The organism is Duganella sp. 1411 (genome assembly GCF_017833525.1).
GTDB lineage: Bacteria > Pseudomonadota > Gammaproteobacteria > Burkholderiales > Burkholderiaceae_D > Rugamonas.
Window position 1 is genome coordinate 956,746 of the sequence record NZ_JAFICD010000002.1, and the last position, 14,726, is coordinate 971,471.

Annotated in this window: 13 protein-coding genes; 11 read left to right on the forward strand and 2 right to left on the reverse strand. The window is 66.3% G+C overall.

Annotated features, from left to right (window positions below; genetic code table 11):
- Nucleotides 1-253: 253 nt before the first annotated feature.
- From JOD97_RS15835 to JOD97_RS15880, 10 genes are all read left to right on the forward strand, one after another.
- Complete coding sequence (locus JOD97_RS15835) at nt 254-898, forward strand: GbsR/MarR family transcriptional regulator (RefSeq protein ID WP_209719551.1); 645 nt, start codon at nt 254-256, stop codon at nt 896-898.
- Nucleotides 895-1,101 (forward strand): cytochrome oxidase putative small subunit CydP, encoded by a 207-nt coding sequence (gene cydP, locus JOD97_RS15840; protein WP_209719553.1) that lies wholly within the window; start codon nt 895-897, stop codon nt 1,099-1,101. Before JOD97_RS15835 ends, cydP begins: the two co-directional genes overlap by 4 nt.
- Entirely contained in the window at nt 1,098-2,663 is a 1,566-nt protein-coding gene (locus JOD97_RS15845) for a cytochrome ubiquinol oxidase subunit I (protein ID WP_209719557.1), read from the forward strand. Before cydP ends, JOD97_RS15845 begins: the two co-directional genes overlap by 4 nt.
- A 105-nt stretch (nt 2,664-2,768) precedes the next feature.
- Complete coding sequence (gene cydB, locus JOD97_RS15850; RefSeq protein WP_209719560.1) at nt 2,769-3,911, forward strand: cytochrome d ubiquinol oxidase subunit II; 1,143 nt, start codon at nt 2,769-2,771, stop codon at nt 3,909-3,911.
- Between the two features lie 11 nt (nt 3,912-3,922).
- Nucleotides 3,923-4,075 (forward strand): cytochrome bd-I oxidase subunit CydX, encoded by a 153-nt coding sequence (gene cydX, locus JOD97_RS15855; RefSeq protein WP_209719563.1) that lies wholly within the window; start codon nt 3,923-3,925, stop codon nt 4,073-4,075.
- 81 nt (nt 4,076-4,156) lie between these two features.
- Nucleotides 4,157-4,870, forward strand: coding sequence for a hypothetical protein (locus JOD97_RS15860; protein WP_209719566.1), 714 nt, complete (start codon nt 4,157-4,159; stop codon nt 4,868-4,870).
- A gap of 115 nt (nt 4,871-4,985) precedes the next feature.
- Complete coding sequence (locus tag JOD97_RS15865) at nt 4,986-5,729, forward strand: hypothetical protein (protein WP_209719569.1); 744 nt, start codon at nt 4,986-4,988, stop codon at nt 5,727-5,729.
- A gap of 197 nt (nt 5,730-5,926) precedes the next feature.
- Nucleotides 5,927-6,640 carry a gluconate 2-dehydrogenase subunit 3 family protein gene (locus JOD97_RS15870; RefSeq protein ID WP_209719572.1) on the forward strand — a complete coding sequence of 238 codons (714 nt, stop codon included), beginning with the start codon at nt 5,927-5,929 and terminating at the stop codon, nt 6,638-6,640.
- Between the two features lie 31 nt (nt 6,641-6,671).
- A complete protein-coding gene (locus JOD97_RS15875) occupies nt 6,672-8,441 on the forward strand; it encodes a GMC family oxidoreductase (RefSeq protein WP_209719576.1) in 1,770 nt (589 codons plus the stop codon).
- Nucleotides 8,438-9,724 (forward strand): cytochrome c, encoded by a 1,287-nt coding sequence (locus tag JOD97_RS15880; RefSeq protein ID WP_229264471.1) that lies wholly within the window; start codon nt 8,438-8,440, stop codon nt 9,722-9,724. The genes JOD97_RS15875 and JOD97_RS15880 overlap by 4 nt, the downstream gene beginning before the upstream one ends.
- A gap of 122 nt (nt 9,725-9,846) precedes the next feature.
- Here the strand turns inward: JOD97_RS15880 and JOD97_RS15885 are convergent, their stop codons facing one another.
- Both JOD97_RS15885 and JOD97_RS15890 read right to left on the reverse strand, forming a co-directional pair.
- Nucleotides 9,847-10,791 (reverse strand): AEC family transporter, encoded by a 945-nt coding sequence (locus JOD97_RS15885; RefSeq protein ID WP_209719579.1) that lies wholly within the window; start codon nt 10,789-10,791, stop codon nt 9,847-9,849.
- Nucleotides 10,792-10,800: 9 nt separating this feature from the next.
- A complete protein-coding gene (locus tag JOD97_RS15890; protein ID WP_209719581.1) occupies nt 10,801-11,928 on the reverse strand; it encodes an ROK family transcriptional regulator in 1,128 nt (375 codons plus the stop codon).
- Between the two features lie 197 nt (nt 11,929-12,125).
- Between JOD97_RS15890 and JOD97_RS15895 the strand changes: the two genes are divergently transcribed.
- A complete protein-coding gene (locus JOD97_RS15895) occupies nt 12,126-14,669 on the forward strand; it encodes a TonB-dependent siderophore receptor (protein WP_209719583.1) in 2,544 nt (847 codons plus the stop codon).
- Nucleotides 14,670-14,726: the final 57 nt, after the last annotated feature.

Below are 14,726 nucleotides of genomic sequence, written 5' to 3' on the forward strand. Positions count from 1 at the left end.
CTTCTCCTTTATGGTGATGACGTAGGGCGGATTAGGCGGAACGCCGTAATCCGCCATTGCCTGCGCCGCCGATGACGCATGCAATGGCGGATTACGCTGCACTAATCCGCCTTACGTGATTCCCCGTTTGGCACCGACCTTACGGGTCGATCGCAATATACCTGATTATATAACGAGGCCGGCGCCAGCGGCTTGCAGGAAACTCTTTTATAATTTCAGGAATTACTGAAAATTCAAAACAAAGGAAAGATCCATGTCCCCCACGCCTGTCGACGTCGCCCCGCTCACCCCGCTGGCCCAGCGTTTCATCATGCACTTCGGCGAAATGGGTAGCCGCTGGGGCATCAACCGCACCGTCGGCCAGATCTACGCCCTGCTGTACGTCAGCGCCCGGCCGCTGAACGCCGACGAGATCGCCGAATCGCTGTCGTTCTCCCGCTCCAACGTGTCGATGGGACTGAAGGAGCTGCAATCGTGGCGCCTGGTCAAGCTGCTGCACAAACCGAACGACCGCCGCGAATACTTCGAGCCGCCCAAGGATATCTGGGACATCTTCAAAGCCCTGCTGGAGGAACGCCGCCGCCGCGAAATCGAACCGACCTTGTCGATGCTGCGCGACGCGCTGCTGGAAACCCCGTCGAACGAGGCCGACCGCGCAGCCCAGCAGCGCATGCGCGAGATGTACGACCTGATCGAGCTGTCCAGCTCATGGTTCGACGACGTGCAGCGGCTGTCGCCGGAAACGCTGGCCTCGCTGATGAAGATGGGTTCCAAGGTCAAGAAACTGATCGACGTCGGCGAATCGGTGCGCGACACCTTCCGCTTCGGCCACCGCGAGGACGACAAGTCCGGCGCCACGCAGCAGGAAGACGACGCCACCGGCAAGGACCGGCCATGAGCCTGCGCCAACGTTACGGCACGCCGCTGGCGCTGGCCATCACGCTGGCGCTCATCGTCAAGGCCCTGATCCTTTACGGCCTGTGGTACGCGTTCTTTTCCGCGCCGCAGGCCAAACACATGCGCATGCCGACCGCCAGGGTCGAACACCACCTGCTGGCGCCGGCATCCCCTCCTCCAACATCCCACGAAAGTAGAAAATGAGTCCGCTCGACGATGTCGTCAGTTTATCGCGCCTGCAATTCGCCGCGACCGCGATGTATCACTTCCTGTTCGTACCGCTCACCTTGGGCCTGGCCTGGATACTCTTCATCATGGAATCGGTCTACGTCATGACCGGCAAAGAGATCTACCAGGACATGACCAAGTTCTGGGGCAAGCTATTCGGCATCAACTTCGCCATGGGCGTCACCACCGGCATCACCCTCGAATTCCAGTTCGGCACCAATTGGGCCTACTACTCCCACTACGTCGGCGACATCTTCGGCACGCCGCTGGCGATCGAAGGCATGATGGCCTTCTTCCTCGAATCGACCTTCGTCGGCCTGTTCTTCTTCGGCTGGAACAAGCTCTCGCGCGTGCAGCACCTGGGCGTGACCTTCCTCGTCGCGCTCGGCTCCAGCCTGTCGGCGCTGTGGATACTGATCGCCAACGGCTGGATGAACCACCCGGTCGGCGCCGAGTTCAACTTCGAGACCATGCGCATGGAGCTGGTCAGCATCACCGAAGTGATCTTCAATCCGGTGGCCCAGGTCAAGTTCGTCCACACCGTCGCCGCCGGCTACGTGACGGCCTCGATGTTCGTGCTCGGCATCTCGGCCTTCTACCTGCTCAAGGCGCGCGACGTCAACTTCGCGCTGCGCTCGTTCGCCATCGCGGCCGGCTTCGGCCTGCTGTCGACCTTGTCGGTGATCGTGCTGGGCGACGAATCGGGCTACACCGTCGGCGAGGTCAACCAGGCCAAGCTGGCGGCCATCGAGGCCGAATGGGAGACCCAGCCGGCGCCGGCCGGCATCACCGTGTTCGGCCTGCCCAATGAGCAAACCCAGCGCACCGACTATGCCGTCAAGATACCGTACGCGCTGGGCCTGATCGCCACGCGCTCGGTGGACAAGCAAGTGCTCGGCATCAAGGAGCTCAAGCAAAACAACGAAGCGCGCATCCGCAACGGCATGCGCGCCTATGCCGCGCTCGAGCGCCTGAAGTCGGGCGACAAGTCGCCCGCGGCGCGCGCCGCCTTCGCCGCATTGCGGGACGACCTCGGCCACGGCCTGCTGCTGAAGAAGTACACGCCCAACGTCGTCGACGCCTCCGACGCGCAAATCAGGATGGCGGCCAACGACACCGTGCCGAAAGTGGCGCCGATGTTCTGGTCGTTCCGCATCATGGTCGCGCTGGGGCTGATGTTCCTGTTCATCTTCAGCGCCTCGTTCTACTTCCTGGTGCGCAAGCGCCTGGCCGCGCAGCGCTGGCTGCTCAAGCTGGCGGTGGCGGCCATTCCGCTGCCGTGGGTCGCGGCCGAGCTGGGCTGGGTGGTGGCCGAATACGGCCGCCAGCCATGGACCATCGCCGGCATCCTGCCGACGCACTTGTCGGCATCCAGCCTGCAGGCGGGCAGCCTGTACTTCAGCCTGGCCGGCTTCATCGGCTTCTACACCTTGCTGCTGGTGGTTGAAATGACGTTGATGGTCAAGTTCGCGCGGCAAGGGCCGAGCAGCCTGCACACCGGCAAATACCACTGGGAGCACAAGGCGGCAATGGCTTGAACCCGCACGGCGGCGCATAGGGGGTCGTAGCCGCCGGGTACGACCCCGCCTCACCGGGTTGGGCCCCGGCTCCATCCACCCGCGGCAATTTCAAAGAGAAAAACCATGCTATTCGACTACGAAACTTATAAAATCATCTGGTGGTGCTTCGTCGGCGTGCTGCTGATCGGCTTCGCGCTGACCGACGGCTTCGACTTCGGCGTCGGCATGTCGCTGCCCTTCCTCGGCAGGAACGACACCGAACGGCGCGTCATCATCAACACCATCGGCGCCACGTGGGAAGGCAACCAGACCTGGTTCATCGCCGCCGGCGGCTGCCTGTTCGCGGCCTGGCCACTGGTGTACGCGGCGGCCTTCTCGGGCTTCTACATCGCGCTGATGCTGTGCCTGTTCGCGCTGTTCTTCCGTCCGGTCGGCTTCGACTACCGCAGCAAGATCGCCGATCCGCGCTGGCGCGGCACTTGGGACTGGTGCCTGTTCGTCGGCGGCCTGGTGCCACCGCTGATCTTCGGCGTCGCCTTCGGCAACCTGCTGCAGGGCGTGCCGTTCCGCTACGACGACACCATGCGCCTGACCTACAGCGGCAACTTCCTCGCGCTGCTCAATCCCTTCGGCGTGCTGGCCGGCGCGCTGAGCGTGACGATGCTGCTGATGCACGGCGCCACCTATCTGGGCCAGAAGACCGAGGGCGTCATCGCCGCCCGCTCCCGCCGGGTGGCGGTCGGCGCGGCCGCGCTGACGACGCTGTTGTTCGCCGGCGCCGGCGTCTGGATCGCGCTCGGCATCGAAGGCTTCCGCATCACCGCCATGCCGGAGGCGAACAGCGCCTTCATGCCCAACGCCAAAACGGTGGTGGCCGCCACCGGCGCCTGGCTGGACAACTACGCGCGCTGGCCGCTGATGCAAGCGTTGCCGGTGGCCGCCTTCGTCGGCGCCGGGCTGGTGATCGTGTTCACGGCGCGGCGCATGGCGCTGGCGGCGTTCCTGGCCAGCGGGCTGACGGTGGCGTCCATCATCTTGACGGCCGGCGCGGCGATGTTCCCGTTCATCATGCCCTCGTCGCTGGCGCCGGGCAGCAGCCTGACCGCCTGGGACGCCGTGGCCAGCCACAAGAGCCTGGCCGTGATGTTCTGGGTGGTGGTGGTCATGCTGCCGATCGTCGTCGCCTACACCGGCTGGGTGTACCGGGTGGTGCGCGGCAAGGTCACCGAGGCGCACATTCTTGAGAATCAACACACGGCATATTGAAAGGAATCAGCATGTGGTATTTCGCCTGGATTTTAGGCGTCGGCCTGGCATTGGCCGCCGCCATCATCAACGTTATGTGGCTCGAATCGAACTACGCCTTCGGGCAGCGCGACGAGGACACCACCAGGGCCCGCTTCGAGAACGCCCGAGCGCGCGACACGTAGGGGCGGACTGGCGCGGCCACAATCTTGCAAAGAATTATCTTTTATGCAATCATCGGGCATCTCGTTCACAGGGCCTGAAACATGAGCGTCGCCGTCTCCATCGCCTGTATCTCGCTGGCCACTTTTTCCGGCGTCCTCTGGCAGCGCCAGCGTCGTGCAAAACGCGAAGCCTACATCCGCGATTTCCTGCTGCCCAAGGGATTGTTCGAAGCGCTGCGGGTGCATCACCCGCAGCTCACGCTCAAGGACTGCCAGTTGGTATCGCAAGGGCTGCGCCAATTCTTCCTGGCGCATTTGAAGAGCGGCGGCAAGTTCGTCTCGATGCCATCCCAGGTCGCCGACGATCTGTGGCACGAGTTCATCCTCTACACCCGGGCCTACGAACAGTTCTGCCGGCGCGCTTTCGGCCGCACGCTGCACCACACGCCGGCGGTCGTGCTTAGCAAGCGCAATCAGGGCAACGCCGGCATCCGCCGCACCTGGTATTTTGCCTGTCACGAGGAAAACATCAATCCGCACAAGCCGAGCCGGCTGCCTTTGCTGTTCGCCCTGGACAGCAAACTGGACATCCCCAACGGTTTTAACTACGTGCCCGATTGCAGCGGTTTCAAGCGCAAGGACGACACGGGTTACGCCGCCGGCGGCGTCTACTGCGGCGCCGACTTGGGCGGTGGCGACGGTGGTGGCGACGGCGGCTCCGCCGATGGCGGCGGCGATGGTGGCGCCGACGGCGGCGGCGATGGTGGCTGCGGCGGCGGTTGCGGTGGTGGTGGCTGCGGCGGTGGCGGCGACTGACAACCACAGCGTTCATTACCAAATCGTAATGATTTCCATATTGGCACTCGCATCAAAAAAACCTACCATGACCTCCAGCTTGCATTAAATGCAATGATCACTGGAGGAAATAGCGATGTCCCACACACTGCGCGACGGCGCCGCCACGCGTCCACTACACGGCGGGTTGATGGCGTGCCTGCTGGCGTTGGCCGCCCACGCCCACGCCGACACCAACCCCGCCGCTCCGTCGCCATCGGCCACGCGCACGCTCGATGGCGGCTGCGCGCGCGACAACGACCGCTATGGCTGCAGCTGGCGCGGTCCATCGTCCGACTATATCGTGCAGAACCTGCCGCAATCGGATCAGGAAGTTTGGTCGGCCTGCTTCGAGCGCGAGGGCATCCATGGTCCCGAGAAACACTGCACCGGCGGCGTGCGGCGAGTGGGCGACGAACGCGCCGCCGACCTGGCCGCGGCGACCAGCGGGTTGAACGAGCGGGCCTTGCCGCAGGGCTGGACAGCACTGTCGCTACCTGTGCTGCCGGGCAGCTTCCAACAGCAGGGCAATCGCGATATCGCCCTGCTCATGTACCAAAGCCACGAAGGCCAGGACGACCAATACGGCCTGGTGGTGGTCCCGGACGCCTCAAGCAGCCAGCCGGCCAAGGTGGTCAAAACGTTCACCGATAAGGGGCCCAACGCGCCGCGCCTGTCGCTGGTCAAGCCGGGCAGCTACGCGCCGGTCTGCCACGACGGCGGTCACTGCGCGCCGGTAATGATCAGCAACGAAGCAATCGGCCTGTGCTTTGGCGAAGCCAGTTGCGAGATCATCTACTTCGACGCCGGCGCGTACCGCGAACTCTTCGTGACCGACTAAAAGAGGGGGTCAAGTCTAACATTGCTACACGAACTGAGCTTTAAAGCGCATTAGCGCTGAGCTCGTGTAGCAATGTTAGACCTGACCCCGGAGTGTGGTTGCCGCACGAAACTTTTAATTTCATATGTGACATATTCAAATATGTAGTAAGTTCCATCCTTGTAGTAGCGAGCCCAGCCATCCATCGATAGCCCATCATGCCCACACCTAAAATCAACCTCTCGCGCCGGACGCTGCTGATGGCGACCGCCGCCGCCGTTCCGCTCGTGTCCGCCCCGCTGTACCGCGCCCGCGCCGCCGGCCTCGAGGGCGTCGAGCTGCAGCGCTACCAGCCGCTGTTCTTTTCCGCCGCCGAGTGGCGCTTCGTCATGGCCGCCTGCGACCGCCTGATCCCCGCCGAGGGCAAGGGCCCCGGCGCGCTCGAGACCAACGTCCCCGTCTTTATCGACCAGCAATTGCACGCCGGCCTCGGCGCCGACGTCTACATGCAGGGGCCGCACAAGAACGATGCCGCCTCCACGCTGGGCTTCCAGCACGACCACACGCCGCAACAGATGTATCGCCTCGGCATCAAGTTGGCCGAGCAATACAGCCAGCAAGTCCACAAGAAGTCGTTCGAGCAACTGGCGCCGGCCGAGCGCGACGCCCTCCTCGCCGCGCTGGAAAAGAACACCGCCGATTTCGCCGCCCTGGGCGAGCCGTCGCTGAAGGCGTCGCAATTCTTCGGCCAGCTGCTCGACGACACCAAGAACGGCTACCTGGCCGACCCCATGTACGGCGGCAACAAGGATATGAAGGCCTGGGTCGCCATCGGCTTTCCCGGCGCGCGCGCGGCCTTCACCGAGTGGGTCGACGTGCACGATGTCAAATATCCGCTGGGGCCGGTGAGCCTGAGCGGCAAACGCGCCTGACCGGCCCTCCTCCTTATTCTTCAGGTACTTTATGCAAACCATCACTAACGACGAGGTCGACGTCGTCATCGTCGGCCTCGGCTGGGCCGGCTCCATCATGGCCATCGAACTGGCCAGGGAGGGCTTGAAGGTGCGCGCGCTCGAGCGCGGCCCCGATCGTCCGCCGGAAGACTTCGCCTATCCGAAACCGGCCGACCAATACGCCTACGCGATCCGCAACAAGGTGTTCGTGACGCCGCGCGACGCCGCCCTGACGGTGCGCTACAACACGGCCGAGACGGCGCTGCCGACGCGCAAATGGGGCGCCTTCGTGCCCGGCAATGGCGTCGGCGGCTCCGGCCTGCACTGGACGGGCGTGCTGATCCGCCCGACCCAGACCGACATCAAACTCAAGACCTACGCCGACCAGGCCTACAAGCGCGGCGTGCTCGATCCCGACATGCGCATCAAAGACTTTCCATTCACGTGGCAGGAGATCGAGCCGCACATGGACAAGTTCGACAAGATCTGCGGCCTGTCCGGCACCACCGGCAACCTGGGCGGCCAGATCCAGCCGGGCGGCGATCCGTTCGAGGGCCCGCGCTCGAGCCCGTTCCCACTGCCGGCGCTGCACGACACGCTCAACAGCTCGCTGTTCGCGGCCGCCGCCAAAAAACTGGGCTACCACCCCTTCCCCAACCCGTCGGCCAACGTCACCCAGCCGTGGACCAATCCGTACGGCGCCCAGCTGGCCCCGTGCAACTACTGCGGCTTTTGCAGCAAGTATCCGTGCCTGAATTATTCGAAGGCGTCGCCGCAGACCACCATCCTCGACGTGGTCAAGCGCCTGCCCAACTTCGACTACAAGACCGGCGCCAACGTGATCCGCGTCGACCTGCACGCCGACAAGAAGACCGCCAAAGGCGTCACCTACATCGACGGCCAGCAGCGCGAGGTGTTCCAGCCGGCCAAGATCGTCATCCTCAGCAGCTTCCAGTTCGCCAACGTGCGCCTGATGCTGTTGTCGGGCATCGGCGAGCCGTACAACCCCGTCACCGAGCAAGGCATGATCGGGCGCAACTACGCCTTCCTCAGCGTCGGCGACGCCACCTTGTTTTTCAAGGACAAGCATTTCAATCCGTTCGCCACGGCCGGCGCCACCGGCGAGATGTTCAACGACATTTCGCCGGGCAACTTCGACGGCCCCGGCCTCGGCTTCATCGGCGGCGCCAAGATCCACAGCTCGCAGGCCAGCGGCGCGCCGATCGGCACCGCGCTGCCGCCCGGCACGCCGACCTGGGGCAAGGGCTGGAAGGACGGCATGGTCGACTGGTACGGGCGCGCGATGAAGGTCAGCATCTCGACCAGCTGCATGGCCTATCGCGGCCACTACCTGGACCTGGACCCGAACTACAAGGACCCGTGGGGCCAGCCGCTGCTGCGCATGACGTTCGACTGGCGCCAGAACGAGCTCAAGCTGCAACGCCACCTGCGCGGCATCGTGCTCGACATCGCCAAGGAACTCAAGCCGGACGCCATGTCGGAGAATTTCCTCGGACTCGACTCGCACTGGGACATCACCAAATACGTCTCCACCCACAACGTCGGCGGCGCCATCATAGGCACCTCGCCGCGCGATTCGGCGCTCAACCGCTACACCCAGTCGTGGGACGTGCACAACGTCTTCGTCCCGGGCGGCAACGCCTTCCCGCAGAACTTCCAGGCCAATCCTACCGCGCTGATCGGCGCCATCACGCTGTTCGCGGCCGAGGCGATCAAACAGCAATACCTGAAAAATCCCGGACCGCTGGTGCAGGCATGAGCAAGCACGCGATGAAAACACTGACCTGCCTTCTGACCGCCGCCGTCATCGGACTCGGCATCGCCGGCCACGCGGCCGCCGCCGCACCGGCCGCGCCGGGCCAGACGCTGGCGCAACGCGGCGCCTACCTGGCGCGCGTGGGCGATTGCGTCGCCTGCCACAGCGCGCCGGGCAAGCCCGCCTTCGCCGGCGGCCTGCCCATCGACAGCGGCCTCGGCGTCCTCTACTCGACCAACATCACGCCCGACAAGGAACACGGCATCGGCAAGTACACGGAGCAGCAGTTCGCCGACGCCGTGCGCAAGGGCGTGCGCGCCGACGGCACCCACCTGTACCCCGCCATGCCGTACACCAGCTACGCCAAGGTCAGCGACGAGGACATCAAGGCGCTGTACGCCTACTTCCAGACCGGCGTTCAAGCCTCGGCCTACGCCCCGCCGGAGTCGAAGATGGGCTTCCCGTTCAACCAGCGCTGGGGCATGGTGTTCTGGAACTTCTTCTTCGCCGACAACAAACCGTTCAAGCCGCAGCCGGGCTGGAGCCCGCAGGTGCGCAACGGCGCCTACCTGGTCGAGGGCCTGGGCCATTGCAGCACCTGCCACACGCCGCGCGGCTTCGCCATCAACGAAAAAGCCAGCAACAGCGGCGAGGCCAAGTTCCTCGCCGGCGGCGAGCTCAATGGCTGGCCGGTGCCGTCGCTGCGCGGCCTGCCGCGCTGGGACCTGGCGGCCATCGTCGACTACCTGCAAACGGGACGCAACAAGAACTCGGCGGTGGCCGGCGAGATGACCGCCGTGGTCCAGCACAGCACCTCGCAAATGACCACCGCCGACCTCAACGACATCGCCGCGTACCTGAAGGCGCTGCCGCCGGCGCCGGCGCGCGAGGCGGCCGTCAAGCCGCAGGGGCGCGAGGCCACGGTCAAGAAACTGTCGGCCGCCGTCGACCTGACGTTGGGCGAGCGCTTGTACCTGGATAATTGCTCGGCGTGCCACTTCGTCACCGGCAAGGGCGCGACGCGGGTGTTCCCCGAGCTCGACGGCGCCAGCGTGGTCAACGCGGAGAACCCGACCGCGCTGCTGCACGTGATGCTGGCGGGCGCGCGCACGCCGTCGACCGACAAGGCGCCGTCGGTGCTGGTGATGCCGGGCTTCGGCAAGCGGCTCAGCGACGGCGAGGCGGCCGCGCTGGCGAGCTTCCTGCGTCAGGGCTGGGGTAATACGGCGGCGGCGGTGTCGGAGAAGGATGTCGCCAAGGTGCGCGCCAGGATCGACGCAAAATAATGCCTGTGACACGTAGGGCGGATTAGGCGGAACGCCGTAATCGGCCAATGCATGCGCCGTCGAAACGCAGGCATGGCCGATTACGCTGCGCTAATCCGCCCTACGTGGAACCGTGGTGTCCCTTAGTGCAGCAGCCACATCCACGCGCTCAACGTGAAGAACGAGGCCACCATGCAAATCAACAGCGTCGTGGCGCTGCGGTCGGCCTCGCCATACGCCTGCGCGACGATCGGATAGATGCTTAACATCGGCATCGCCGCCATCAGCAACGCCGCCGCGCGCAGCGCCGGTTCCATCGGCGCCACGCCCGCCAGCGGCAGCACGGACAGGATCAGCAGCACGGCCAGCGGGTGCCCCACCAGCTTGCCCACCACCACCGGCAGCACCCGCTGCCAGCCGCTGCTCAGCGACAGCCCGACCAGCGTGCCGCCGATGGCGAACAGCGACACCCCGCCGCTGGCTTGCGAGAACAAGGTGACGCTGCGCAGCACCGGCTGCGGCAGCTGCAGCTCCGCCAGACTGACAACCAGGCCGGCCGTCACCGCCAGCACCAGCGGGTTGCGCGCCAGCCGCTTGAGCGATTGCCCGACCACGTGGCGCCACGAGCCGCCCGCGCCGCGCGCGCTTTCCGCCATCGCCAGCAGCAGCGGCAACATGACCAGGTTCTCGACCATGACGTTCAGCGCCAGCGCCACGCCGGCCACCGGCGCGACCAGCAACAGCAGGATCGGAAACCCCATGAAACTGCTGTTCGAACACGACACGCCCATCGCCAGGAAAGTGCTGCGCATGCGGTTCAAGCCGGCCAGCCGGCGGGCGGTCAGGTAGGCGATCGTCATCATCAGCAACGAGCCTCCCAGATAGGCCAGCAGGTAGGCCGGGTGCAGCACCTCGCGGATATGGCGCTGGGCCAGCGCGTTGAAGATCAGCGCCGGCAGCGCGAAGTTGAGCACGAACTTGCCGAACACCCGCATGTCGGTCCGCTCGAACACGCCGAAGCGGGTGGCGAGGTAGCCGGCGAGCACAATGATGTAGATCGGACTGGTGATGGCGAGGATATCAAGCATGGACGGGCGTTATTCTTCGGTATAAAAATGTGCCCACAGCGGCACCAGGGCCGCGCCCAGCGCCTGCGTGTGCTGTCCGCCCTCGGCCAGCACCAGCCGGGGCCTCGGCGGCGCGACGCCGTAGCGGTGCTCGCGGTCCCAGAAGCTGGCGTTGTCGATCAGCGCCCGCCCCAGCGCCGGCGGCAGCTCGCCGCCGAAGACGATGGCGTCCGGATCGAACAGGCCGGCCAGCACGTTGACGATCTGGTCGAGCGCCGGCTTGACCCCTTCCATCCATGCCGCCACGCCCGGCCAGGCCGGGTCGAACGACTGCCTCAGCTGCGCGATCGTGGCGACCGGCACCGATAAGGCCTGCAGCGCTTCGAGCAGATAGCGCAGCGCCGGCCGGCTGGCCGGATTGACACCCGGGACGCTGAAGGTGATCTCGCCGGCGTTGCCGTGGCGGCCCGTGTACGGCTTGCCGTCGAGGATGACGCCGGAGCCGAAGCCATAGCCGAAATCGAGGTAGCAAAAACTGCGCGCCCAGCGGCCGACGCCAAGCAGGTTCTCGCCGATGGCGGCGGCGGTGGCGTTGTTCTGGATCGTCACCGGCAAGCCCAGCGCCGCGCTGACGACCGGCTCGAGATCGACCAGCGACCAGTCCCGCAGCGGCTCGGGGGCGTTGACCTGGCGTCCGCCGGCGATGAAAAACGCCGGAATCGACAAGCCCACGCCGATCACGTCGCCGCGCGCGACGCCGTGCTCCTCTAACATGCCGTCGATCATCGCCGCCAGCGCGCGCAAGGTGGCGTCGCGGTCGAGCGCGACGCTGTCGATGCGCCGCTGCGCCGTGACCTGGCAGGCCAGGTCGGCCAGGCAGACGTCGACGCTGTCGGTGCCCAGCGCCACGCCGACCGCGTAGGCGGCCTGCGGGCGCAGCGCCAGCGTGATGCTCGGCTGGCCGCGCCCGCCCTTGGGCGGCGCGCCGGCCACCAGCAGCCCGCGCGCCAGCAACTGGTCGGTCATGCGGTGCACCCAGGGCTGCGTCAGTCCGGTTTCGCCGGCCAGCGCGGCGCGCTGCATGGCGCCGTTGACGCGCACCAGATTCAGGATCTTGCGCTCGTTTTGCAACAGCGTTTTGGGATGCGGATCGGTCATGCGGCCAGCGCGGGATGTGAGAAGGAAGGCAAGAGTTTATTCCTGAACGAATCCGCCATCGTACTCGAAGCACCGCCGTTTGTCATGGCGCGGCCCCACCGCCGGCGCGCCGCCGCGCCGAAATAATTTGCGTGTTTTTGTCATCAAGAAGTAATATGCGTCACGCATAATAATATTTTATACACCGGAGACACCGCATGAAACCTCGCCAGGCCCGCCGCCCCCGGGCAACCCCGCTCTATTACGCCGCCCTGCTGACGTGCGCCGCGCCGCTGGCCGCCGCCGCGCCGGCCGACCCCGCCGCCCCGGCGGACACGCCGGCGGCGGCCGCCGACCAGGCCGACGGCATGCAGTCGGTCGTCGTCACGGGCACCGCCAAGGGGCGTACCAAGCTCAGCGCGCCGTTCGCGATCAGCACCTTCAGCGAGGCGCAACTGCAGCGCGACGCCTCCGGCAGCACGGTCGACATGCTCAAGCGCGTGCCCGGCCTGTCGGTCGAGGCCTCCGGCGGCCAGGGCGGCGGCCAGAACATCTACGTGCGCGGACTGCCGGCCGGCGGCTGGTTCTACGTCCAGCTGCAGCACGACGGCCTGACCATGTTCGACGAGCCGCAGGAATCGTTCTTCAACATCGACACGCTGTACCGGCTCGACCTGATGACCGAGCGGGTCGAGGTGGTGCGCGGCGGCACCTCGCCGATCTACGCCAACAACGCCCCCGGCGCCACCGTCAACATCATCGGCCGCAAGGGCAGCGACACGCCCGAGGGCACCGTGCGCGCCACCGTCGGCAGCCACGGCCTGACCCGCTACGACGGTTATGTGGCCGGCCCCGTCAACGACCGCCTCAACTACGCCATCGGCGGCTTCTACCGGCGCGACAAGGGCTGGCGCGAGCCCGGCTACACGGCCGACAAGGGTGGCCAACTGAGCGCCGCCGCCACGCTCAAACTCGACGGCGGCCACCTCGACGTCGAGGCCAAGGTGCTCAACGACCGCACCGCCTTTTATACGGCGATCCCGCTGTTCGACCCGCGCACGCCGTCGCTGTCGCTCGACGGCCAGCTCGACGCCGGCACCGGCACGCTCAACTCGTCGGACTTCCGCCACTACCAGGTGCGCACGGTCGACAACGGCGTCGCCGGCAAGGTCGACCGCGACCTGGCCGACGGCATCCACACCGACCTCAAGCAATTTAGCGTCAACTTCGAGCGGCAGCTCGGCGACGGCTGGAGCGTGGCCAACCGCTTCGGCGCCGTGCACGCCGACGTCAGCTACGACGCCGTGTTCTCCGGCGCCAGCCCGCAGGACGCCAACGGCTATCTGGCCGGCAAGCTGGCCGCCGCCCGCGCCGGTTTCGGCGCCTCGGTCGACCGCCTCGGCTACGTGCTGGCCAACCAGCGCGGCGCCAACGGCCAGCGCGTGGTGTTCGATCCGGCCGGCCTCGGCGGCCTGGTGCTGGAGAGCCAGCTCAACGCCGTCGACACCGGCCTCAGGACGATCACCGACGACCTGCGCCTGGGCAAGAAGATCGATACGCCGCTGCTGGGCAAGCACGAGCTCACGGCCGGCCTGTACTACAGCCACTTCGACTTCACGCAGCGCCGCCTGCCCAACGTCATCCTGACCACGGTCAGCTCGCAGGCCAAGGCGCTCGACGTGCTGGCCTACGACCAGGGCGGCGCGGTGGTCGGCGCCGTCACCGAGGACGGCTTCGTCCGCTACGGCAACGGCGCGGCGGCCGGCCACGCCACCGGCACCTACCTCTCGCCCTACCTGGCCGACGCCTGGCAGGTGCTGCCGCAACTGACCTTGGACGCCGGCCTGCGCCGCACCCTCTTCACCGACCGCGGCGACAACGCCGGCACCGTGACGCAGAACCAGCAGGACCCCGCCACCCTGGCCGACAACAATGTCGGCGGCCTGAGCGGCGCGACCACCGCCAAGCGCGAAACGCTGGGCGGCAACTCGTGGACCCTGGGCGCGGCCTACAAGCCGGCCGACGCGCAACAGCTGTTCGCCCGCCTGACCAAGGCGGTGCGCTTCCCGCGCCTGCAAAACGTCTACCTGCTGCAAACCACGCCGGTGACCGACATCCGCCAGGCCGAGGCCGGCTGGCGCGTGGCCGGGCCGCTGTCGTTCTCGGCGATCGGCTTCTACAGCCACTTCAACCGGCTCTCGCTCAACGGGCTGGTGCTCAACCAGGCCACCGGCAACCTGGAAACCTTGCCGCTGATCGGCGAGACCGAAACCAGGGGCCTGGAGCTGGAGGCGAACTGGCGCGCCTCGCCGCGCTTCTCGGTCAACGGCAACCTGACGTTGCAGCAGCCGAAAACCAAGCGCCTGGCCAACCCGGCGACCGGCTCGTCGGGCGCGGCCTACGACGGCAAGCAGCTGACGCAGATACCCAAACTGCTGGCCAGCGTGCAGCCGGTCTGGAACCTCGACGTCGCCGGCCAGTTCGTCGAACTGAGCGCGACGGCCAGCCGCATCGGCGAGCGCTACGTCGACTACGCCAACAGCACCGCCCTGCCCGCCTACACCACGGTCGACCTGGGCGCGCGCATCCCGGTCGGCGCGTGGGAATGGCAGTTGTCGGTCAAGAACGCCGGCAACTCGGCCGGCCTGACCGAAGGCAATCCGCGCACCGACAGCCTGAGCGGCCAGGGAAGCGCCACCGCCATCTACGGCCGCCCGGTGTTCGCGCGCCAATACCAGGCGTCGCTGGCCTACCGCTGGTAGCGCGCCGTCACCACGCCCCACGGACCGGGTGCGCCCGGTCGCTTTTTTAAGAAAGTA